The organism is Burkholderia sp. GbtcB21 (genome assembly GCF_019091065.1).
Classification (GTDB): domain Bacteria; phylum Pseudomonadota; class Gammaproteobacteria; order Burkholderiales; family Burkholderiaceae; genus Burkholderia; species Burkholderia pyrrocinia_C.
Map to the genome: position 1 here is coordinate 435,827 of NZ_JAGXKA010000003.1, position 23,413 is coordinate 459,239.

The following is a 23,413-nucleotide window of genomic DNA, read 5'->3' on the forward strand; positions in this document are numbered from 1 at the left end:
CGCGGCGCGTCATTGCAAGGAGTCGAACATGACAGGGCTGACGATCGAATACGGCGTGCCGCCCGCGCGCCGGCACGCGGCGCGCGCCGCGCCGCGTGCGGCTGCCGCGGTTGCGGTGGCTGCGGCACGACCGCCGTCGGCGGTGCCGTCTGCGCGCACGGACGCGCGGCCCGCGCAGACGAACGGGTGGCGTGGCGCGGGCGCAGTGGCACTCGCCGTCGCGACGCTGCATGCAGGTATCGCCTTATTGGCGGCGCGTGCGCCCGCCGAACCGCCCGTGCAACCGCCGAGGCCGTTGCCGATGACGGTCGAGCTGACGCGACCGCCTGAACCGTTGCCGCAGGCCGCGCATCCGCCACCGCCGACCGTGCAGCCGAAGCCGCTGCAGCAGGCGCCGACCCCGCCGAAGCCACGCGCGGCCGTTCCGCATCAGGCGGTCGCGCCGGCTGCCGTGCCACGGGTGGCGCGAGAAGCAGCGGCCGCGGCGCCCGCACCGGCACCGACCGCTGCCGCGCCGACCACCCCAGCGCAGGTCCCCGCGCCTGCCGCACCGGTGCGCGAAATCGCGCCGATCGGCGACGCGGCTTACCTGCGCAACCCGGCACCCGACTATCCGGCGTTCGCGCAGGACCAGGGCTGGGAAGGGCGCGTCGTGCTGCGCGTGCATGTGCTCGCGAACGGCACGCCCGATTCCGTCGACGTTCGTACGAGCAGCGGCCGCCGCATGCTCGACAACGCGGCGGTGAACGCCGTGAAGCGCTGGACGTTCGTGCCCGCGAAGCGCGGCGACGAGGCTGTCGACGGCTGGGTCAACGTGCCGATCGATTTCAAGCTGGGCTGACCCGCCGGGCAGCCTGCCACATTTTTCAAGGAACTCACATCATGAACGGTATTCCGACCACCTTCATCGTTCAGGGCGCGCTCTGGCTGCTCGCCGTCTTTTCCGTCGTCACGTGGACGCTGATCGTTGTGAAGGCGATCCAGAGCCTGCGGGCGAGCGCGCGCAACCGGCGTTACGTCAGCGCGTTCTGGGCCGCGAACAGCTTCCACGAGGCGGCCGCGCTCGACGGCGCGAACAGCCCGGTAGGCGAACTCGCCGCGACCGGCTTCGACGCGTTGCGTCGCGCCGACGAGAGCAGCGCGCACGATCTCGAACACAGCTGGAGCCGCCACGACCTGCTCGAACGCCATCTGCGGCAGCAGATCCACAACGCGCGCCGGCGCGAGGAGGCGGGACTCGCGGTGCTCGCGTCGATCGGCAGCACCGCGCCGTTCGTCGGGCTGTTCGGCACCGTGTTCGGCATCATCCACGCGCTGACCGCGATCACGCACAGCGCGTCGGCGAGCATCGACGTCGTCGCCGGGCCGATCGGCGAGGCGCTCGTCGCGACCGGGATCGGCATCGCGGTCGCCGTGCCGGCCGTGCTCGCGTACAACTTCTTCGTGCGCCGCGTGAAGGCCGCGTCGGCCGATCTCGATGCGTTCGCAACCGACTTCGTCACGCTCGCGCAGAAGGCCGGCTTCCGCGTGCCGGCCGCCGCACCTGCCGCCACGCCGGTATACCGTGCCGGCGAAACCCGTCAGGAGGCGTTCGCATAATGGCTTTCTCGTCCTCTTCCGACAACGACGACGTGCTTAGCGAAATCAACATCACGCCGCTCGTCGACGTGATGCTCGTACTGCTCGTCGCGTTCATCGTCACGGCGCCGCTGCTCAACAACGCGGTGCACGTGAATCTCCCGAACACCGTCGCTACTTCGCCGGCCGACCGCAAGCCGAACGTCACCGTGAGCGTCGACGACAAGGGTGTCGTGTATCTCGACAAGCGCGTGGTCGCGCTCGCCGCGGTACCCGCCGAGCTGGCCGCGCTGAAGGCCGGCCGGCCCGACGTCGCGCTCGACCTGCAGGCCGACGAGCACGTGCCGTACGGCACCGTCGCGAAGCTGATGGCCGCGATCGAGCATGCGGGGATCACGCGGCTGTCGGTGCTTACCGCGCCGCGCGGCTGATGGGCCTTTCACGACTCTTTTTCCGAACGCATCCATGAGCACCACGGCTTCACACAACGTCCGTTCGATCTGGTACACGCGCTGTCCGGTGCCGACGCCGCTCGGCATCGCCGCGCATCTAGGCTGGCTCGACAGCGAATTCGCCGGCGACGGCATCACCGTGCGCGCGCTGCAGGAGAACCAGCACGCGGCGCTGCATCATGCGCATGTCGATCATTCGCTCGACAACGCGTTCCGGCAGGGCGGCAGCATTCCCGCGCTGTGGGCACGCGCGGCCGGCGCGGACACGCGCGTGGTCGCGCTGACCTGGGTCGACGAGGCGCAGGCGATCGTCGCGCTGCCGGAAACCGGCCTGAAGCAGCCGAAGGACCTGCGCGGACGCCGCATCGGCCTGCCGCGCCGCGACGGCGAGCGCATCGACATCTTCCGCGCGGCGGCGCTGCGCGGCTTCGTCAGCGCACTGTCGCTCGACGGGCTTGGCCCCGGCGACGTCGAATGGGTCGACGTGCCCGCGTCGAACCTGCGCGTGCCCGTATCGACACCGGTCAGCCGCGACGCGGCATTCAACCATCCCGCGAGCCTGTCGAGCCGGCGGCTCTATGCGGCCGAGGCGGCGGCGCTCGTGCGCGGCGACGTCGACGCGATCTACGTGAAGGGTTCGCTCGGGCTGGAAACCGCGCACCTGATCGGCGCACAAGCGGTCGTCGACATCGGTTTTCATCCCGATCCGCAGATCCGCATCAACAACGGCTCGCCGCGGCCGCTGACCGTCAATGCGTCGACGCTCGAGCGCCATCCCGACATCGTCAGCCGCTTCCTTGCGCGCGTGACCGATGTCGAAGACTGGGCGCGCGAGCATGAGCAGGAAGTGCTCGGCTATCTCGGCCGCGAGACGGGGTCGGGTCACGACTGGCTGCGGCTTGCCTACGGCGCAGACGTCCATCGGCGGCTGCGCACGGATCTCGACGACGCGTCGATCGCCGCGATCGACGCTTTCAAGCGCTTCCTGGTCGACTGGCAGTTCCTGCCTGCCGACTTCGACGTGCACGCATGGATCGACCGGCGCGCACTCGACGGCATCGCGACGCTGTCTCGCGACGCCGCGCGGTGAGCGTGCCGGCACGCGTCGTCGACGCATGGCGGCGCGAGCGTTTCACCGGCGGCTTCATGCTGCTGGCGCTCGCGAGCGGCACGACGATCAGCATGGCGCAGCTCGCGACGACGCTGTACGCGTTGGCGCTCGGCGTCGACAGCACGCGGCTCGGCGTCATCGCCGCGATGGAGCCGCTCGGCATCGCGTTGATGACGTTGCCGGCCGGGCTGCTCGTCGCACGCTACGGTGCGCGGCGCGTGTACTTCGCCGCGAGCTTGGGGCCGATGCTGCTCAATCTCGTCGTGCCGTTCACCGGCGCGTGGTCGCTGATCGCACTCACGCAAGGGTTGATCGGGCTGTGCATCCCGTTCCGGATCGTGTCGATCAACGGCGTGTTCCTCGCGCGTCTCGCGCAGATCGGCCTGGCGCGCGCGGGCTGGTATCGCGCGGCCATGTCGGTCGGGACGGGCATGGTTGGGCCGTGGCTCGCGAGCTGGCTAACCGGCGCGCACGGCGCGGTCGCGACGTTTTGCGCGGCGTCGGCGAGCTTCGCGGGCATGGCGCTGTTCAGCCGAATGCTGCTCGGCGACGCGGAGCAGCCGCCGCGCCGTGCGCGGCACGAAACTGGCGGGCTGCGCAAGTTGCTTGCGCTTGCCTGGAGCCACGATGTACGCGAGCAGCTTGTGCTGGAGGCCGTGAACAGCGCGACACGCTCGCTCGCCGGCACGTATACGGTGGTGCTCGCGATTCAGTCACTCGGACTGTCGCAGACGCGCGCCGTCGCGCTGCTGACATTGCAGGGTGCCGTTGCGGTGATTGCCCTGTTCGGGCTCGGACATGTCGCGCAACGGATGACGGAGCGTCGTTGCCATGCCCTCAGTCTCGCGGGCGGCATCGCCGGGCTGCTCGCACTCGGCCTCGCGCGCGACGCGTGGATCGTCGGCGCGGGGCTCGCCGCGCTGTGCGCCGGTTCGTCGATGCTGCATCTCGTCAACATGCAGCATCTGGGCCGCCATCCTGCCGACAAGAGCCAGGTGTCGAGCCTCTACAACCTCGCGTCGATGACCGGCGCGTTCTGCGGCCCGCTGGCCGGTAGCGCGCTCGCGCCGTTCGTCGGATTGCCGGTCGTGTTTCTGTGCTGGCTGCCCGTGGTCGTGCTGGTTGCGTTCGCGCTGCGGCTTGCGCACGTGCGTCGCGGCGCGCTGCGACCGTTGCCCGCGAAACTGTCCTGATCGCCTTCGGGGCGGATGTCGCGCGCTGCGGCGGTGTTGCGTGGCAAACAGTTCGCCGCTCCTCACAGATGCGTATGCAGCAACACGCGAGCCGCACGGGCGCCGGAAGCCCCGCGGGACGGTCTTTTCGATGCTGGCATCCGAATTGCAATACAGAACCCGTGCGTCGCGCACGCACGTGCGTTCAACCGATCAAACAGGATGACTCATCGATGTTCAGGAAAAAACTAATCGTCACCGCGCTGGGGGGACTGCTGACGGGCGGCACCGTATCGTTGCCCGCGTGGGCAGAGGACGGCGTGGCGGCAGCGGAGGTGCCGGACGCGAAGCCGGCACCACAGGCGTCGGATGATGCAACTGCGGCCGCGCCGAAGGCGACCCATGCGAATCGCGGCGCGGCCGCACGCGAAACGAATCTCGGCACGGTGACCGTGACCGCGCGCCGGCGCAAGGAAAGCATCCAGGACGTGCCGGTCGCGGTGAGCGCGCTGAGTGGCGACGCGATCAAGAACAACGAGTTGCGCGTGATCAACGACGTGACGAAGTACGTGCCGAACTTCACCGGGCAATCGACCGAGGGCCGCGAGCGGCCGCGCTGGTTCCTGCGCGGTGTCGGCAGCAACGATCCGTCGGACCTGTCGCTGAGCCCGATCGGTGTGTACTTCGACGACGTGTACATCAACAGCGTGTTCGGGCAGGGCTTTCCGCTGTTCGACCTCGATCGCATCGAGGTGCTGCGCGGGCCGCAGGGCACGCTGTGGGGCAAGAATACCGTCGGCGGCGCGCTCAGCATCACGTCGCAGAAGCCGACCTTCGACGTGAGCGGCTACGGCAAGCTCGGCCTCGGCCAGTACAACAGCCGGCTTGCGGAAGCCGCGGTCGGCGGGCCGATCGGCAAGAACGACGTGCTGGCCGCGCGCGTGTCGGTGTATCACGAGAATGCCGACAGCTTCTACACGAACACCGCGCAGCAGGGGCGCTTCGGCGGCTTTCACGACAACGCGGTGCGTTTCCAGGTGCTGGCCGTGCCGACTCCGGACACCGATTTCCTGTTCAACATCCACGGCCGCAACTACACGGGCGGCGGCAATGCGTGGCACGCGGAAGGCGCGGGGCGGGGCGGCGCGAACCAGTTCGGCTTCGTCGGATCGACCGATCCGTACACGGTGTCGCTCAATGCGCCGTCGAGCGATCACATCTCGTCGTGGGGCACGTCGCTCACCGCGCACTGGCGCATCAACCCGGCGGTGTCGCTGACGTCGATCACCGCGTTCGAAGGGCTGCACCGCTGGTACCAGGACGACGAGGACTATTCGCCGTTCGATGCGGCACGTTCGCATGACCGCCTGTCGAGCCGCCAGTTCTCGCAGGAGTTCCGGCTCGAATCGCCGCAGAACGACCGGCTGAGCTGGCTCGTCGGCACGCATCTGTTCACCGAGCAACTGGCCGAGCAGGGCGCCGGCGGCGGCCTGCCGGGCTCGCCGTCGCCCGCGTTCTACCATCTGACCGACCTCACGCAGCACACGCAGAGCGTGGCGATCTTCGGCAGCATCAAGTACCGGTTCACCGACCGCTTCAACGTGACGGGCGGGCTGCGTTACACGATCGAGCGCAAGACCATCAACCTGACGGGGCTGCAGGGAGCGGGCAATGTGACGTTCAGCGATCCGAACAGCTGGTGGTCGCCGTCGTCGGTGTCGTCGCCGCTCGCGGTCAGCGCGCAGCAGAACCAGACGAACACGTGGCGCGCGCCGACCTGGGATCTTACGCCCGAATACGCGCTCAGCAACAACGTGCGCGCGTATTTCCGCTATGCGCGCGGCTTCCGCTCGGGCGGTTACAACGGCAACGCATATACGCAGAGCACGGTGTCGACCGTTTCGCCCGAGTACCTGACCGACTACGAGGTCGGCATCAAGAGCGAGTGGTTCGACAAGCGGCTGATCGTCAACGCGAGCGTGTTCCACTACGACTATCGCGACATCCAGGTGTTCGCGCTCGCGCCGAACCCGTTCGGCGGGCCGCCGGTGTCGACGCTGTCGAACGCGGGGCAGGGTCGCGCGGACGGCTTCGAGCTGGAGCTGAAGGCACAGCCGGTCAACAGCCTCTACCTGTTCGCGAACCTCGGGATGCTGAACACGCGCTTCACGGAGTTCCGCTACGTGCCGACCGCCGTCGGCAACTCGTTCGCGCGCTCGCCGCATACGACGCTGAACGCGGGCTTCGACTATCGCGTTCCGGTGCCATTCGGCACGTTGACGGCAGGTGGCGACGTGAACTACCGCAGCCGCGAATACTTCAGCGCGACGCGGCAGACGATGCCGCAGCTCTGGCAGGGCGGTTATACGGTGCTGAATGCGCATGTGTCGTACACGACGCCGAACCAGAAGTACATCGTGACGGGCTACATGACGAACCTTACGAACAAGGTTTACAAGAAGCTCGAGCTGCTGCCGTCGTATGGCGCGTATCCGGTGCTGTACGGCGATCCGCGCACGGTCGGGATCACGCTGACCGCGAAGATCTGACGCGCGACGCATGCCGCGGCGCGGGCGCATGGTGCGCCGGGCCGCGGCAGGTCGCGCAATCGGCCGTTGCGGCGCTGGCCGTCAGATCAGCGGCGAAACCGTCCTGAACATCGCAAGATCCTCCTTGCGCGCAGATCGCGCATGCTTGCGGATTACTTGCAGCAAACAGTCGATGAAGCAGCGCGCGGCGTCGCTCAGCGTGCTGCTGCGGCGTGTGACGATCCCGAGGTCGTGCGGCTCGAACGTCTCCTTCAGTTGCAACGGTCGCATCCGTTCGCCGAACGGTGGCACGGCCGCGAGAATCGTCGGGCACCACGTGCACATGTCGGCCTGCTCGAGCATCGTCTGCAACATCGCGACCGACTGCGCCCGCACGATGCGCCGTTCGTCGATCCGTGCGCCGTGGCGCGTGAACAGGTAGTCGACGAGCGCGGCCTGCCCGTCGGCCGCTAAATTCAGCACCCAGTCGTGGTCGAGCAGGCCGGCCATCACGACGCGACGCGAATCACGACCTTGCCGAAATGCTGCCCCGACTGCAGGTACGCATACGCTTGCGGCGCCTCGTCGAAGCCGAACACGCGATCGACTACCGGCTTGATCCGCTTCGCATCGACGAACCGCGCGACGTCGTCGAGCATCGCGCGGCTGCCGACCATGATCCCGTGCAATTGCCGAATGCCGCCGATCAGCGAAAGCAGCCCGAGTTCGGGGCCGCCGAAGCCGCTGACGCCGCCGATCACCGACACGACGCCGCCCAGCTTGGTCGCGGCGACCGAACGCGGCAGCGTGTCGTGTCCACCGACTTCCAGGACGAGATCCGCGCCCGCGCCGCCGGTGAGCCGCAGCACTTCGTTCTGCCACTCGGGCGTCACCCGATAGTTGATCGTTGCGTCCGCACCGAGTGCGCGGGCGCGTTCGAGCTTCGCGTCGCTCGACGACGTGACGATCGTGCGCAACCCTGCCGCGTGCGCAAGCTGCAGCGCGACGATCGAGACGCCGCCCGTGCCGAGCAGCACGACGGTCGAGCCAGGCCCCGCGCCGCCGTCGGCGAACAGCGCATTCCACGCGGTGATGCCCGCGCACGACAGCGTCGCCGCTTCGTCGTAGTCGAGATGCGCGGGGATCGCGACCAGCGCTGCTTCGTCGGACACGAAGTGCTCGGCCAGCACGCCGTCGAATTGCGCGCCGGGCGAACCGGAAACTTTCTGCGGCGTGGGCGGCCCGTCGATCCAGCGCGGGAAATACGTGTTGATCACGCGATCGCCCGGCTTGAAGCGCGTGACGTCGCGGCCGGTTTCGACGACTTCGCCGGCGCCGTCGGCGACAGGAATCAGCGCGTCCTTGCCGATGCCGAGATAGTCGCCGCGCGCGAACATCAGGTCGCGGTAGTTCAGTCCTGCCGAGTGGATCTTCACGACGACGTCGGTCGGCCCGACGGGCCGGCGTGTCGCGTCGATGCGCCGGAGCCCGGCCGCGCCGTCGCCGGGTTTGACTTGCCATGCGTGCATGTCGACTCCTTTTTCGAGATAGGTCGAACTATCATAGTGTTGCGCACGGGGACGCATTGGCGAGAATTTGGCCACTGACTGTCGCCGTCATGGACACAAATCTGTCATCCAACCGGAGCGGAATCGTATGGACGAGCGTCTGAGAGGCGTCGCCGAATTCGTCGACGTCGTGGAGTCGGGCAGCTTCGCGGCGGCGGCGCTGCGCATCGGCGTCACGCGTTCGGCCGTCGCGAAGGTCGTCGCGCGGCTCGAACGCCGTCTCGGCGCGCGGCTGCTGCAGCGCACGACGCGCCAGCTCAGCCTGACCGACGAAGGGCTCGTCTATTACGAGCAGTGCCGGCGGCTGCTGGCCGATCTCGGCGAAACGGAGGCCGCGCTCGACGCGGGCCGGCGCGAGCCGTCGGGGCGGCTGCGCATCAGCGTACCCGTGCTGTTCGGGCGGCAATGCGTGGCACCCGTCATGCGGCGCCTCGTCGAGCGTCATCCGCGGCTCGAGATCGACGTGTCGTTCAGCGATCGCCTGGCCGACCTGATCAACGACGGTTTCGACGTCGCGGTGCGCATCGGCGAGCTTGCGGATACGAGCACGCTCGTCGGGCGGCGGCTTGGCGTACAGACGATGGGCATTTGCGCATCGCCCGCGTATCTCGAACGTCACGGCCGGCCGACGGGGCTCGACGAACTCGCGTCGCACGTCGGCATCGCGTATTCGCGCGGCGGGCAGCCGGCACCATGGCGGATCATCGGTGCGGACGGCGCGGTGCACGACCATCGCGCGGCCGGCCGCCTGCGGTTCGACGACCTGCAGGCGATCGCCGATGCGGCCGCTGCCGGCGCGGGCCTCGCGTGGCTGCCATGCTGGCTGATGGCGCCTTACCTGCGCGACGGCCGCCTCGCGCTCGTGATGGACAGCAACAGCGTGTCGGGCGCCGAGGTGTTCGCGGTGCGGCCGTCGTCGCGCCACGTGCCGTCGAAGGTGCGTGTCGTCATCGATGCGTTGGTCGACGAGATTCCGCGGATGCTGGCGTCGGAGGACTGAGGCGGGCAGGCGACCGTACGCGTTTTTCCGGCCCGATGCACAATCGCCCGGAACACGCATGCGCCGCGTGGCTGCGTACGCATCGCGACTTCTTCGATTCCTTCCACACAGGCACGAATCATGTCATCCCGCACCTATCTCGTCACCGGCGCGTCACGCGGCATCGGCCTCGCGATCAGCGCAACACTTGCGCAGCGCGGCCATCGCGTCATCGGCCTCGCGCGGCATGCGCAGGGCATCGACTTCCCCGGCGAATTGCTCGCATGCGATCTTGCCGACATCGAACAGACGGCGGCAACCCTTGCGCACATCAGCGAGCGGCACGACGTCGACGGCATCGTCAACAACGCCGGTATCGTGTTGCCGCAACCGCTCGGGCAGATCGATTTCGGGTCGCTGCAGGCCGTGTTCGATCTGAACGTGCGGGCCGCGATCCAGGTCACTCAGCACTTCGCGGACGCGATGAAGGCGCGCGGCCACGGGCGCATCGTCAACATATGCAGCCGCGCGATTTTCGGCAGCCTCGATCGCACCGCCTATTCGGCCGCGAAAAACGCGCTCGTCGGCTGCACGCGGACGTGGGCGCTCGAACTTGCCGAGCATGGCGTGACCGTCAATGCAGTTGCGCCGGGCCCGATCGAGACCGAACTGTTCCGCCAGACGCGGCCGGTCGGAAGCGAAGCCGAGCGCAAGGTGCTCGCGACGATCCCCGCGCGCCGGCTCGGTACGCCCGACGACGTGGCGGCCGCGATCGCGTTCTTCCTGTCCGACGAAGCCGGTTTCGTCACGGGGCAGGTGCTGGCCGTGGACGGCGGCGGCAGCCTCGGCGGGCGCAGCTGACGCATCGCGGCGCGGGTCGCGAAAAACGACCTGCATCGGGCCCGCATCGCATATTCCCGCACCCCGTTAGCATGTGACGAATCCGACTTTGGGCGCCGCGTGCGCGACGCTAAGATCGCCGATCCCGTAGATCGAGCGTTCACGCTAATGAAAAAGTCCGCGTCGCCGTTGCATGCTTTCCGTTTCCGTGTCGTCTGCGCCGCGATCGCCGGCGCGTTGTCGCTCGCATCGTGCGGCGGCGTCGACAGCGATTCGCCGCCTCCGCCGGCTAATACAACACCGCCGCAGGCCGCGAAACGCCCGAACATCCTGTACATCATGGCCGACGATCTCGGCTATTCCGACATCCATGCATTCGGCGGCGAGATCAACACGCCGAACCTCGATGCGCTCGTCGCATCGGGCCGCATCCTGTCGAACCATCACACCGGCACCGTCTGCGCGATCACGCGTGCGATGCTGGTGTCCGGCACCGATCACCATCTCGTCGGCGAAGGCACGATGGGCGTGCCGACCGACGAGCGGCGCGGGCTGCCCGGCTACGAGGGCTACCTGAACGACCGCGCGCTGTCGTTCGCACAACTGCTGAAGGACGCCGGCTACCACACGTATATCGCGGGCAAGTGGCACATCGGCTCGGGGATCGTCGGCAGTGCGACGGGCAGCGGGCAGACGCCCGACCAGTGGGGCTTCGAGCGCAGCTACGTGCTGCTCGGCGGTGCGGCGACCAACCACTTCGCGCACGAGCCGGCAGGCTCGTCGAACTACACGGAGGACGGCCGCTACGTGCAGCCTGGCCAGCCCGGGCAGCCTGGCGGCACGGGCGGCAGCCCGGCCGTGTTCTATTCGACCGATTTCTATACGCAGAAGCTGATCTCGTACATCGATTCGAACCAGCGCGACGGCAAGCCGTTCTTCGCGTACGCGGCGTACACGTCGCCGCACTGGCCGCTGCAGGTGCCCGAACCGTGGCTGCACAAGTACGCGGGCGTCTATGACGCCGGCTACGACGCGATCCGCAACGCGCGGATCGCGCGGCAGAAAGCGCTCGGCCTGATTCCCGCCGACTTCAAGCCGTTCGACGGCGTGCCTGAAACGACGGCGGCGTCGCCCGCGACCGCGAACAACGGCACCGCGAGCGCGAAATACATCAGCGCGGTGCATTCGGCCGCGGACGGCTACAGCGACTACGGCACCGGCAAGGTCGACAAGCTGTGGTCGAGCCTGTCGCCGGCCGAGCGCCGTGCGCAGGCGCGCTACATGGAGATCTACGCGGGGATGGTCGAGAACCTCGACTACAACATCGGCCTGCTGATCCAGCACCTGAAGGACATCGGCGAATACGACAACACGTTCATCATGTTCCAGTCGGACAACGGCGCGGAAGGCTGGCCGATCGATTCCGGCGCGGACCCGACGGCGACCGATACCGCGAACGCGCAGGAGCCGACCTATTCGGCGCTCGGCACCGACAACGGCAAGCAGAACGCGCAACGCCTGCAGTACGGGCTGCGCTGGGCCGAAGTGAGCGCGTCGCCGTTCCGGCACACGAAGGGCTACTCGGCCGAAGGCGGCGTATCGACGCCGACGATCGTGCGCCTGCCCGGCCAGTCGCAGCAACTGCCGACGTTGCGCGCGTTCACGCATGTGACCGACAACACGGCGACCTTCCTCGCGGTCGCGGGCGTCACGCCGCCGTCGCAGCCGGCGCCGCCGCTCGTCAACACGCTGACGGGCGTCGACCAGAACAAGGGCAAGGTGATCTACAACAACCGCTACGTGTATCCGGTTACGGGCCAGTCGCTGCTGCCGGTGCTCACCGGCTCGGCGACGGGCGAGGTGCATACGGCGCCGTTCGGCGACGAAGCGTACGGCCGCGCGTACCTGCGCAGCGCCGACGGCCGCTGGAAGGCGCTGTGGACCGAGCCGCCGCTCGGGCCGCTCGACGGCCATTGGCAGCTTTACGACCTCGCGTCGGATCGCGGCGAGACGACCGACGTGTCGGCGCAGAACCCGTCGGTGATCGGCACGCTCGTCGACCAGTGGAAGACCTATATGAGCAACGTCGGCGGCGTCGAGCCGCTGCGTCCGCGTGGATATTACTGAGCGCCCCCAGACCTGTCGCTTCGCTCCAGGCCTCACGAGGAATTTCCTTCGGGGCGGAAAACCTGGAGCGGGCAGGCGTTTTCTTGAAAGGACGACACGATGCGGTTTCGGTTCCGGTTCTGGACGATCGGCACGGCGCTCGTCGCCACACTGTTCGCCACTGCATTCGCGGCGGGCTATGCGAATCCCGTAGCGCCGGCGGGCGGTGCATTCGACGACGCGAATCGCGGCCGCGCGCTCGCGCCGCTCGGCTCCGAGCGACAGTGCGAGCGCTATTCGGGGCTGCCGGCCAAGTGGCGCGACGACCCGAAGGCCGGGATGGTGCATCTGCGCGGCGGCGCGTTCGTGTTCGGCAGCACGCGCGGTTATGCGGACGAGCGTCCGGTCGGTGATGGCCGCACGCGCGTCGGCGGTTTCTGGATCGACCAGACCGACGTGACGATCGCGCAGTTCGCCGCCTTCGTGCAGGCGACCGGCTACGTGACCGAGGCCGAGCAGCAGGGCGGCGCGGCGGTGTTCAACGTGCCGACGCGCGACGAGATGAATGCGCGCGACCTCGCATGGTGGTCGTGGGTGAAGGGGGCGTCGTGGCGTCATCCGCGCGGGCCCGGCAGCGGCGTCGACGGGCTCGGCAACCTGCCCGTCACGCTCGTCACGCAGCGCGATGCGCTGGCCTATGCGCGCTGGCTCGGCCGCGATTTGCCGACCGAGGCCGAATGGGAATACGCGGGCAAGGCCGGCCGCGACGATGCGTCGCTCGATGCGGCGCCGCGCGATGCACAGGGCAAGCCGGCCGCGAACTACTGGCAGGGCGCGTTCCCGGTGCTCGATACGGCCGAGGACGGTCACGCGGGTCTCGCGCCCGTCGGTTGTTATGCGGCGAACGGCTTTCGCCTCTACGACATGATCGGCAATGCCTGGGAATGGACGAAGGACGCGTACGCGGGCCCGCACCAGCCGCACGCCAACGGCGACACGGCGGCCGTCGCACCGCCGACGCGCCGGCACGATACGCCGATGGTCATCAAGGGCGGGTCGTTCCTGTGTTCGCGCGATTACTGCGTGCGCTATCGCGCGTCGTCGCGCGAACAGCAGGAAGCCGATCTCGGCGCATCGCACATCGGCTTTCGCACGATCCTGAGGGATGTATCGTGAGGAACGGCATCGTGCGATTCGTTTCCGTGTGGCTGCTGGCCGCGTGCGGTGTCGTCCATCAGGGATCGGCCGTTGCGGCCGAATCGGCTGCCCCGGCCGTGCGCGTCGGCGTGACGCGTGGCGTGCATGCGCAGATCCTGGACGAAGTGAAGCGGGTCGCCGCTGCACGCGGGTTGGGCGTCGACGTCGTCGAATTCGACGACGCGTCGCGCATCGACGCGGCGCTCGCCGACGGCCGGATCGACGCGGCCAGCTTCGAGGATGCGCAACAGCTTGCCGCGACGCGCGCGCGGAAACGCTACGCGCTGACCGAAGTCGCGCCGACCGTCACGCTGCCGATGGCGCTTTATTCGCGCAAGCTGAAAAACCTGAACGAACTGCAGCCCGGCGCGACGGTCGCGATTCCCGCCGATCCGCGCGGGATGGCGCGCGCGCTCGTGCTGCTGCAGAACGACACGCTGGTGACGCTGCGCGAGCAGGCCGGCCTCCATGCGACGCTGCGCGACGTGACCGGCAACCGGCTCGGGCTGAAATTCGTCGCGCTGCGCCGCGACCGTCTTTACGCCGCGCTCGACACGGCCGCGTTCGTTGCGATCGACAGCGACGATGCCGCCCGCGTCGGGCTGCAACCCGCACGCGACAGCGTCAGCCTCGAAGATGCGCGTTCGCCGTACGCGAACGTGCTGACGGTGCGCAACGCCGATCGCGCGAAACCGTGGGTCGCGCAGCTCGTCGCCGCATATCACTCGGACGACGTCGCGCGCTTCATCCTCACGCGTTACCAGGATTCGGTGCGGCGGCCGTGGTAGACACGTACCTGCTCGCGTGCAATGCATGCGGACGCTGCTGCAACAGCGCGCCGACGCTGTCGCTGCGCGAACTGTTCCGGCATCGGCACCGCTTCGTCGGCGCGCTGACGATCCGTCGCGTGCCGAAGCGGCGAATCGGCGAACGCTGGCGTGCGGGCGGGCGCGAGCATGCATTCGACGCGGACGATGTTGCGGCGTCCGAAGTGCTGGCGGAGCGGTTGTTCCATCGCATCGGCGGCGAGAATGGCGAATGGGTCGTGCTGACGCTGCAGGGTTACGACTATCCGTCGCTCGGCCGTTGCGCGGCGCTTGCCGACGACGGCCGCTGCAGCGTGCATGCGGAGAAGCCGTCGATCTGCGGTGCTGTGCCGCTCGATCCGATGCTGCCGGACCGGTTGCAGTCTCGCGTGCTCGCTGCGCGTCGAGACGAAACGGCATGGTTTGGCGCGAACTGCATTGTCGAGGTGGAGGGCGAGCAGCCTGCCGTCGAACCCTCGTTTCCGGTTCCGCTGGTGACGGCCGGACAGGTCGCAGATCGAGCGGCGCTCGATACGTATCGCGACGCACTCGCGTTCGAGCGTGCGGTGTGGCGCGATGCCGTGTTCACGTCGCTGGTCGGTGGCGGGCAGCACGTACGCGATGCGTTGTCGCGGGTCGCGCCGGGCGGCTACCTGACCGTGTCGATCGTGCCCGTCCTGCTGGCCGTCGCGCCGGTCTCCGCGCATTGCCGTGCGCGGTGCCTCGACTTCATCGACGCGCAACTCGCGTTGATCGGCGCGGACGTCGAAGCAGCGCTCGCGCGCCGGCGTGCCGACGACCGGCCCGCGACACGCGAGTTGCGCGGCTTCGCACAGGCGCTCGAACGTGCACGGCATGCGCTTGCTGCGATGCCGGCGCCCGCGGCCGGAGCGCGTGAAGACGCGCCACGCATCGACGCGTGGCTCGACGCCGATCCGCTCGCCGCGTAACGATCGCGGCGCCGCCGCGCGTGCCTTACACTTGGCGCTCTTTCAATCGTTTCCGACGGAGCGGGCATGTACGCGTCGACCTTCATTTTTCGTGCCGGGCAATACGACGACGAATTCCACCGGCTCGACCGGCAGATCGCCGACATGGCGCGCGCGACGCCCGGTTATCTCGGCGAGGAGACGTGGGAGAACGCCGAAGCGGGGCTGATCCAGAACGTCTACTACTGGGAATCGGAAGCGGCGCTGCAGCAATTGATGCAGCATCCGGCGCACCTCGAAGCGAAGGCGAAGCAGGCGCGCTGGCTCGACGGCTATCGCGTCGTGATCTCGAAGGTGCTCCGCGAGTACGGCGACGGCAAGCTGACGCAGCCGCACGCGGGGCAGTCCGCGTGACTGTCTGTCTGATTCATTTCTTTCGTATTACGGATAAGTGAACAGAAACCGCACCCGCCGGTCCGCCTCAGGTCAAAGCGCCTCGACCAACCGCCGCGTACTCTTCTCGCAATACTCATGACACGCAGCCCGCGCTGCAATCGACGCGCCGTGCACGAACCGCGGCGCATCCGCGCGCCGCGACATCGACACGACGATCGACGGCGGCGACGGCTGCAGCGGCAGCTCGACAACCTCACCACTCTCGATCAGCGCATCCACGAACAGCACCGGAATCGCGGCGACGCCGAAGCCGTCGCGCACGAGCTGCACGATCACCGAGATCGACGGCGATCCGGTGATGCGCGTGTCCGACAGCGGCACGCCATGCGCATGCGCAAGCGTACGGACGATGTCTTCCAGCGCGCGGTGGGGCGCGGTGCCGCGCCCGTAGGTCAGGATCGGCTGGCGCAGCACCTGCCGCGCAAGGCCCGTGCGCGTGTTCGGCAGCAGCCCCGCGCGCGCGATCCAGCGCACCGGATAGTTCGCTAGCGCGTCGCAGACGACCGACGTCTCGTCGCTGCCCTCGACGCGGATGATCAGGTCGAGCTCGCCGGCCATCAGCCGGCGCTGCAGCACGACGCTCACGTCGACGGTCAGGTCGATCTCGAGCTGCGGATAGTCGGCCGCGAGGCGGCGCATATAGTGCGGCAGCCAGCTATGCACGACCGTCTCGATCACACCGAGCCGCAGCTTGCCGCGCAGCGCGCTCTCGCCGGACGCGGCGGCCTGCAGCTCCTGCGTCGCCTCGACCACGGCTTTCGCATAGCCGAGCAGGTACTCGCCGTTCGGCGTGAGCCGGAATTCGCGGCTGTCGCGGTCGACGAGTACCGTCTGCAATTCGTCCTCGAGCGCCTTCAGGCGCTGCGAGATCGCGGCCGGCGTCGCGTGCAGCGCGGCGGCCGTCGTGCGGAAGTTGCGCAGCTTCGCGAGCGTGACGAAGGTTTCGAGAAAACGCGTGTTCATGGCGGTCGGCAAGGCATTGGGCGCGCAGCTTGCCCCGCTGAAAAAATGAACGGGACCGGGGAAAACCCGAAGATGCGTTAAGAAATTCTATACACGCAGCGCAAAAAAACTCGTTGGCGACAAAATTTTTTCTTTCCTATTCTTCGCCGTATCCGATGACGCGACACCGTCATCCCGACCACATCCCGATCTGCCATTGAATCTCATGACGCCTTCCGAATTTCGCCAGTCCGTGCGCCGCGGCGCGTTCCGAGGCCCGACCGCAGGCCACTGCGGCCCGTTCGCGCAAGCGAATCTCGCGATCCTGCCCGATGCGTACGCGCACGATTTCCTGCGCTTTTGTCAGGCGAACCCGAAAGCGTGCCCGCTGCTCGGCGTCGGCGAACCGGGCGCGTTCCGGATCGACGCGCTCGGCGAGGATCTCGACATCCGCACCGACGTGCCGAGCTACAACGTGTACCGCGACGGCCGCCTGACCGAACGCGTCGAGTCGCTGGAAGCGCTGTGGCGCGACGATTTCGTCGTATTCGCGATCGGCTGCTCGTTCTCGTTCGAGGAGATGCTCGCCCGCGAAGGGATCGGGCTGCGCCACGTCGAGGAGGGCCGCAACGTGCCGATGTACCGCACGTCGATTCCGAACCGCCGCGCAGGCATCTTCGGCGGCCGGCTCGTCGTGTCGATGCGGCCGATGCGCGGCGCCGATGCGATCCGCGCGGTGCAGATCACGAGCCGGTTCCCGGGCGTGCACGGCGCGCCGATCCATATCGGCCACCCGCAGGAACTGGGCATCGCGGATCTGAACGCACCCGAATTCGGCGACGCGGTGACGATCCGCGACGGCGAGCTGCCGGTGTTCTGGGCGTGCGGCGTGACGCCGCAAACCGCGCTGATGGACGCGAAGCTGCCGATCGCGATCGCGCATACGCCCGGCCACATGCTGATGACCGACATCACGAACGCGTCGCTGGCCGTGTTCTGATCCGGCCTCGCGGCGACGCACACACGACACACGCACACGCACACATTTGACGGCGCATAACGACAGGAGCACCACCATGGAAAGCAAGACCCTCACGGCACCCGCCGCCGAGCCCGCGAGCTCCGAGCGCAGCGGCCTGTTCTCGTGGTACGCGTACGCGCAGCCGCGCGAGCGCCGCGCCTTCTGGAGCTGCAAGGTCGGCTACATGCTCGACGGGATGGACACGCAGATGCTGTCGTTCGTGATCCCGACGCTCGTCGCGACCTGGGGCATCTCGCTCGCGGATGCCGGCTTCATCGGCACGGTCACGCTGCTCGCATCGGCGCTCGGCGGCTGGATCGCCGGCATCCTGTCCGACCGGATCGGCCGCGTGCGCACGCTGCAGCTCACGGTGCTGTGGTTCGCGGTGTTCACCGCGCTGTGCGGGCTCGCGCAGAACTATCACCAGTTGCTCGCGGCGCGCGCGCTGATGGGCTTCGGCTTCGGCGGCGAATGGACGGCCGGCGCGGTGCTGATCGGCGAGGTGATCCGTGCGCGCGATCGCGGCAGGGCGGTCGGCCTGGTGCAGTCGGGCTGGGCGATCGGCTGGGGGCTGTGCGCGCTGCTGTATGCGCTGCTGTTCTCGGTGCTGCCGGCCGAGCAGGCGTGGCGCGCGCTGTTCCTCGTCGGGCTGGCGCCCGCGCTGCTGGTCGTCGCGATCCGCCGTTACGTGAAGGAGCCGGACGTCTACGAGAAGGAGAAGGCCGCGCAGGCGAAGGTGGCCGACGCGCCGCGCCTCACCGAGATCTTCGCGCCGAAGCTGATCACGACGACGCTGCGCGCGGCGCTGCTGACGACCGGTGCGCAGGGCGGCTACTACGCGATCACGACGTGGCTGCCGACCTTCCTGAAGACCGAGCGGCACCTGACCGTGATGGGCACCGGCGGTTATCTCGCGATGATCATCTTCGGCTCGTGGGTCGGCTACCTGACGAGCGCATACCTGACCGACCGCCTCGGCCGCAAGCCGAACTTCATCCTGTTCGCGATCGGCTCGATGGTGATCGCGTTCGCGTACACGTCGCTGAACCTGACCAACGCGTCGATGCTGTGGCTCGGCTTCCCGCTCGGCTTCTTCGCATCGGGCATCTTCTCGGGGATGGGCGCGTTCCTCACCGAACTCTTCCCGACCCGCGTGCGCGGCTCGGGCCAGGGCTTCTGCTACAACGTGGGCCGCGCGATCGGCGCACTGTTCCCGTTCCTGATCGGCGCGCTGTCGAAGCAATACGGGCTCGGCACGAGCATCGGGATCTTCGCGGTCGCCGCATACGGCGTGGTGATCGTCGCCGCGCTGACGCTGCCCGAGACGCGCGGCCGCGAACTCGACGCCGCGTAAGCGGCAGCGGCCCGCGCGGCGCTTTCTCCCTTTTTCCCCTTTTTACCGGCACCACCACGCGGCGCGCGACGCGCGCCGTGCGGCGGCGCTCGTCCCGAGATTTCACGACGCATCGACCATCATGACCGACCGACACCTTTCTCCCGTTCCCTCCGACGCCGCACGCTGGCAATTCTGGATCGACCGCGGCGGCACGTTCACCGACATCGTCGCGCGCCGGCCCGACGGCACGCTCGTCACGCACAAGCTGCTGTCGGAGAACCCCGAGCAATACCACGACGCGGCCGTGGCCGGCATCCGCCACCTGCTCGGCCTCGCCGACGGCGAGCCGATCACGCCCGAGCGCGTCGACATGGTGAAGATGGGCACGACGGTCGCGACCAACGCGCTGCTCGAACGCAAGGGCGAACGCACTGCGCTCGCGACGACGCGCGGCTTTCGCGACGTGCTGCGCATCGCGTACCAGAACCGGCCTCGGCTGTTCGACCTCGACATCGTGCTGCCCGATGCGCTGTACGAGACCGTCGTCGAGATCGACGAGCGCATCGGTGCGCATGGCGACGTCGTCGTGCCGCTCGATGCACAGGATGCCGAAGCGTCGCTGCGCCGCGTGTTCGACTCGGGCGTGCGCGCGCTCGCGATCGTGCTGATCCACGGCTACCGCTACACCGCGCATGAACGCGCGCTCGCGGAACTCGCACGTCGCATCGGCTTCACGCAGGTTTCGGTGTCGCACGAGGTGTCGCCGCTGATGAAGATGGTGTCGCGCGGCGATACGACCGTCGTCGACGCATACCTGTCGCCGATCCTGCGTCGCTACGTCGAGCAGGTCGCGCACGAGATGCCGGGCGTGAACCTGCAGTTCATGCAGAGCAGCGGCGGGCTGACGCGCGCCGATGCGTTCCAGGGCAAGGACGCGATCCTGTCGGGTCCGGCCGGCGGCATCGTCGGGATGGTGCGCGCCGCGCGCGCGGCCGGCTTCGGCCAGGTGATCGGCTTCGACATGGGCGGCACGTCGACCGACGTGTCGCATTACAACGGCGAATTCGAGCGCGTGTTCGAGACGCAGGTGGCCGGCGTGCGGATGCGTGCGCCGATGATGAGCATCCACACGGTCGCCGCGGGCGGCGGCTCGGTGCTCGGCTTCGACGGCGCGCGGCTGCGCGTCGGACCCGAATCGGCCGGCGCGAACCCGGGGCCGGCCGCGTACCGGCGCGGCGGCCCGCTGACGGTGACCGACTGCAACGTGATGCTCGGCAAGATCCAGCCCGATCATTTCCCGCGCGTGTTCGGCCCGCATGCAAACGAGCCGCTCGACCGCGACGGCGTGGCCGCGAAGTTCGCGGCGCTCGCCGATGAAATCCATGCGGCGACGGGGCGGCGCGAGACGCCGGAGGCGCTCGCCGAAGGTTTCCTGGAAATCGCGATCGGCAGCATGGCGAACGCGATCAAGAAGATCTCCGTGCAGCGCGGCCACGACGTGTCGCGCTACGTACTGACGACGTTCGGCGGCGCGGGCGGCCAGCACGCGTGCGGCGTGGCCGATGCGCTCGGGATGACGCAGGTGTTCGCGCATCCGCTCGCGGGCGTGCTGTCCGCATACGGGATGGGCTTGGCCGACCAGACCGCGATGCGCGAGCGCGCGGTCGAGGCCGTGCTGTCCGATGCGTCGCTGCCGGCCTTGAACGCGGCGCTCGACCGGCTGGCCGACGAGGCCGTCGGCGCGCTGCTCGAACAGGGCGTGCCGCCGGAGCGGATCGCGACCGAGCGGCGCGTGCACCTGCGCTACCAGGGCACCGATTCGGCGCTCGACGTGCCGGCCGGCAGCGTCGACGCGATGCAGCAGGCGTTCGAGGCCGCGTACCGGCAGCGCTACGCGTTCCTGATGCCCGGCACGCCGCTCGTCGCCGAACTGGCGTCGGTCGAGGCGATCGGCCGCTCCGACGCGCCAGTGGATATCGCGCCGCTGGCCTCGCGCGGGGAAGGCGCTGCGCCGCGTGCCGATTCCGCCGTGCGCTTTTATTCCGGCGGCCAGTGGCACGACGCGTCGCTGTACGTGCGCGACACGCTGCTGGCTGGCGACGCGATCGACGGCCCGGCGATCGTCGCGGAAAAGAACGGCACGACCGTCGTCGAGCCCGGCTGGCGCGCGCGGATGACCGCGCAGGGCAACCTCGTGCTGACGCGCACGACGCCGCTGCCGACGCGCCGCTCGCTCGGCACCGATGCCGATCCGGTGCGGCTCGAGATCTTCAACAACCTGTTCATGTCGATCGCCGAGCAGATGGGGCTGCGGCTGCAGAACACCGCGTACTCGGTGAACATCAAGGAGCGGCTCGACTTCTCGTGCGCGATCTTCGACGGCGACGGCAACCTGATCGCGAACGCGCCGCACATGCCCGTGCACCTCGGCTCGATGGGCGAGAGCATCCGCACGGTGATCGAGCGCAACCGCGGCCGCATGCGCGACGGCGACGTGTTCATGCTGAACGACCCGTATCACGGCGGCACGCACCTGCCGGACGTAACGGTCATCACGCCGGTGTTCGCGGACGGCTCGGACGCGCCGCTGTTCTACGTCGGCTCGCGCGGCCACCACGCGGACATCGGCGGCACGACGCCGGGCTCGATGCCGCCCGATTCGACGCATATCGACGAGGAAGGCGTGCTGATCGACAACTGGCAGCTCGTGTCGGCCGGCGTGCTGCGCGACGCCGACACGCGCGCGCTGCTCGCATCGGGCCGCTACCCGGCGCGCAACGTCGAGCAGAACATGGCCGACCTGCGCGCGCAGGTCGCCGCGAACCAGAAGGGCGTCGACGAGTTGCGCCGGATGGTCGCGCAGTTCGGCCGCGACGTCGTGCTCGCGTTCATGGGGCACGTGCAGGACAACGCGGAAGAGGCGGTGCGGCGCGTGATCGGCGCGCTGCAGGACGGCGCGTACCGCTATCCGCTCGACAACGGCGCGGAGATTCGCGTCGCGATCCGCGTCGACCGCGCGGCGCGGTGCGCGGAGATCGATTTCACCGGCACGTCCGCGCAGCTCGACAACAACTTCAACGCGCCGAAGGCCGTCTGCATGGCCGCCGTGCTGTACGTGTTCCGCACGCTGGTCGGCGACGACATCCCGCTGAACGCCGGCTGCCTGAAGCCGCTCACGGTGATCGTGCCCGCGCGCTCGATGCTGAACCCCGAGTATCCGGCCGCGGTCGTGTCGGGCAACGTCGAGACGTCGTCGGCGATCACCAACGCGCTGTACGGTGCGCTCGGCTGCGTCGCGTCGAGCCAGGGGACGATGAATAACTTCACATTCGGTAACGATCGCTACCAGTACTACGAGACGATCGCGGGCGGCAGCGGCGCGGGCGACGGCTTCGCGGGCGTCGGCGCGGTGCAGACGCACATGACGAACTCGCGGCTCACCGATCCGGAGGTGCTCGAATGGCGCTACCCGGTGCGGCTCGATTCGCACCGGATCCGCGCCGGCTCGGGCGGCGGCGGGCGCTGGCGCGGCGGCGACGGCGCGGTGCGGCGGATCCGCTTCCTCGAGCCGATGACCGCGTCGATCCTGTCGAACAACCGGATCCACGCGCCGTTCGGCGCGGCGGGCGGCGCGGCCGGCGCGCTCGGCCGCAACACGATCGAGCGCGCGGACGGCACGGTCGAGGCGCTCGAGCATATCGGCCGCGCGCAGATGGCGCCGGGCGACGTGTTCGTCGTCGAAACGCCGGGCGGCGGCGGGTACGGCGCCGCGGGCTGAGCCGCGACCACGCGCGGCAGCGGCGACGGCGGGCGTTCGTGCGGAACTGCGGACGCTCGCCGTGTGTCTCGCGCACCGGTTGCGACGGCGGCCGTACCGGTTCCACCCGCGTTGTCGGCCCGCTGCCGAGATCCGATAAAACACGTCGTTTCTGCAGGCGTCGCGATATTGCAACCGACTGTGGAATAAAGCGGCGCATTCACACTCGAACGGAAACAAAATTGGCCGGATTTCGCGTTGCCGGAACACGATCCGACCCTGCTGCGGTGGTTCTGAAGGTTATCCGTCCCCATATTCTGATATTTCCCGGAAACCCTTACGGATAAAGGATCTCCGCCCATCCGGCCAGCCCCGTTTCGCACTCCCTTGCCTGCTCTCGAACATGCCGCCAATCATGAAAAGTCCGGCTTGCCAATCGAGTCCCAATTCCTTGACACTCTGCTCTAAATGTGAGTGCCAATCCTCATCGTCATTTGATAAGATGGCTCTCATCATTCGTTAGGCAGAACCTGCGCGCTTTACGCGCGAACGCCGGTCGCATTAGCTGGAAACAAGTACGAGACGAGGGCCGTTGTCACGGCAATCACGGCTGCCCTGCCGGGACGCGCGCTGCG

At 68.4% G+C, this 23,413-nt stretch carries 18 protein-coding genes and 1 pseudogene; 16 read left to right on the plus strand and 3 right to left on the minus strand.

From position 1 onward, the window contains the following. Nucleotides 1-28: 28 nt before the first annotated feature. The 6 genes from KVT39_RS10010 (at nt 29) to KVT39_RS10035 (ending at nt 6,862) form a co-directional block, all read left to right on the plus strand. Nucleotides 29-841, plus strand: a complete 813-nt coding sequence (locus KVT39_RS10010) for an energy transducer TonB (RefSeq protein ID WP_217588847.1) — start codon at nt 29-31, stop codon at nt 839-841. A gap of 41 nt (nt 842-882) precedes the next feature. Next, nucleotides 883-1,599: a MotA/TolQ/ExbB proton channel family protein gene (locus KVT39_RS10015; protein WP_217588849.1), complete on the plus strand. Its 717-nt coding sequence runs from the start codon at nt 883-885 to the stop codon at nt 1,597-1,599. After that, a complete protein-coding gene (locus KVT39_RS10020) occupies nt 1,599-2,009 on the plus strand; it encodes a biopolymer transporter ExbD (RefSeq protein WP_217588851.1) in 411 nt (136 codons plus the stop codon). Before KVT39_RS10015 ends, KVT39_RS10020 begins: the two co-directional genes overlap by 1 nt. A gap of 34 nt (nt 2,010-2,043) precedes the next feature. Further along, on the plus strand, nt 2,044-3,120 hold the full coding sequence (locus KVT39_RS10025) for an ABC transporter substrate-binding protein (protein ID WP_217588853.1): 1,077 nt from the start codon (nt 2,044-2,046) through the stop codon (nt 3,118-3,120). After that, nucleotides 3,117-4,334, plus strand: a complete 1,218-nt coding sequence (locus KVT39_RS10030; RefSeq protein ID WP_217588854.1) for an MFS transporter — start codon at nt 3,117-3,119, stop codon at nt 4,332-4,334. The genes KVT39_RS10025 and KVT39_RS10030 overlap by 4 nt, the downstream gene beginning before the upstream one ends. A 212-nt stretch (nt 4,335-4,546) precedes the next feature. Beyond that, nucleotides 4,547-6,862 (plus strand): TonB-dependent receptor, encoded by a 2,316-nt coding sequence (locus KVT39_RS10035; protein WP_217588855.1) that lies wholly within the window; start codon nt 4,547-4,549, stop codon nt 6,860-6,862. A gap of 81 nt (nt 6,863-6,943) precedes the next feature. On the opposite strand, the pseudogene KVT39_RS10040 reads toward KVT39_RS10035, so the two are convergent. Both KVT39_RS10040 and KVT39_RS10045 read right to left on the minus strand, forming a co-directional pair. Then, nucleotides 6,944-7,342 (minus strand): annotated as a pseudogene (locus KVT39_RS10040) (LysR substrate-binding domain-containing protein); the annotation flags it as partial. 8 nt (nt 7,343-7,350) lie between these two features. Then, on the minus strand, nt 7,351-8,370 hold the full coding sequence (locus tag KVT39_RS10045; protein WP_217588856.1) for an NAD(P)-dependent alcohol dehydrogenase: 1,020 nt from the start codon (nt 8,368-8,370) through the stop codon (nt 7,351-7,353). 127 nt (nt 8,371-8,497) lie between these two features. Between KVT39_RS10045 and KVT39_RS10050 the strand changes: the two genes are divergently transcribed. From KVT39_RS10050 to KVT39_RS10080, 7 genes are all read left to right on the plus strand, one after another. Further along, nucleotides 8,498-9,409, plus strand: coding sequence for a LysR family transcriptional regulator (locus KVT39_RS10050; RefSeq protein ID WP_217588857.1), 912 nt, complete (start codon nt 8,498-8,500; stop codon nt 9,407-9,409). A gap of 120 nt (nt 9,410-9,529) precedes the next feature. Then, a complete protein-coding gene (locus KVT39_RS10055) occupies nt 9,530-10,249 on the plus strand; it encodes an SDR family oxidoreductase (RefSeq protein WP_175746653.1) in 720 nt (239 codons plus the stop codon). 147 nt (nt 10,250-10,396) lie between these two features. After that, complete coding sequence (locus tag KVT39_RS10060; RefSeq protein ID WP_105389743.1) at nt 10,397-12,355, plus strand: arylsulfatase; 1,959 nt, start codon at nt 10,397-10,399, stop codon at nt 12,353-12,355. 99 nt (nt 12,356-12,454) lie between these two features. Further along, nucleotides 12,455-13,510: a formylglycine-generating enzyme family protein gene (locus KVT39_RS10065; RefSeq protein ID WP_175746650.1), complete on the plus strand. Its 1,056-nt coding sequence runs from the start codon at nt 12,455-12,457 to the stop codon at nt 13,508-13,510. After that, entirely contained in the window at nt 13,504-14,319 is an 816-nt protein-coding gene (locus tag KVT39_RS10070) for a MetQ/NlpA family lipoprotein (protein ID WP_105389795.1), read from the plus strand. Before KVT39_RS10065 ends, KVT39_RS10070 begins: the two co-directional genes overlap by 7 nt. Further along, nucleotides 14,313-15,287, plus strand: a complete 975-nt coding sequence (locus KVT39_RS10075; protein ID WP_175746648.1) for a YkgJ family cysteine cluster protein — start codon at nt 14,313-14,315, stop codon at nt 15,285-15,287. The genes KVT39_RS10070 and KVT39_RS10075 overlap by 7 nt, the downstream gene beginning before the upstream one ends. Nucleotides 15,288-15,353: 66 nt before the next feature. Next, complete coding sequence (locus KVT39_RS10080; protein WP_034182033.1) at nt 15,354-15,680, plus strand: antibiotic biosynthesis monooxygenase; 327 nt, start codon at nt 15,354-15,356, stop codon at nt 15,678-15,680. Nucleotides 15,681-15,752: 72 nt separating this feature from the next. On the opposite strand, the gene KVT39_RS10085 is transcribed toward KVT39_RS10080, so the two are convergent. After that, on the minus strand, nt 15,753-16,685 hold the full coding sequence (locus tag KVT39_RS10085) for a LysR family transcriptional regulator (RefSeq protein WP_034182220.1): 933 nt from the start codon (nt 16,683-16,685) through the stop codon (nt 15,753-15,755). Between the two features lie 205 nt (nt 16,686-16,890). Between KVT39_RS10085 and KVT39_RS10090 the strand changes: the two genes are divergently transcribed. The 3 genes from KVT39_RS10090 to KVT39_RS10100 all read left to right on the plus strand — a co-directional run bounded on the left by KVT39_RS10090 (nt 16,891) and on the right by KVT39_RS10100 (nt 22,799). Continuing rightward, nucleotides 16,891-17,664 (plus strand): putative hydro-lyase, encoded by a 774-nt coding sequence (locus tag KVT39_RS10090; protein ID WP_034182034.1) that lies wholly within the window; start codon nt 16,891-16,893, stop codon nt 17,662-17,664. Between the two features lie 76 nt (nt 17,665-17,740). Next, nucleotides 17,741-19,039, plus strand: coding sequence for an MFS transporter (locus KVT39_RS10095; RefSeq protein WP_131947784.1), 1,299 nt, complete (start codon nt 17,741-17,743; stop codon nt 19,037-19,039). Nucleotides 19,040-19,160: 121 nt separating this feature from the next. Continuing rightward, nucleotides 19,161-22,799 carry a hydantoinase B/oxoprolinase family protein gene (locus tag KVT39_RS10100; protein WP_217588858.1) on the plus strand — a complete coding sequence of 1,213 codons (3,639 nt, stop codon included), beginning with the start codon at nt 19,161-19,163 and terminating at the stop codon, nt 22,797-22,799. Nucleotides 22,800-23,413 lie beyond the last annotated feature (614 nt).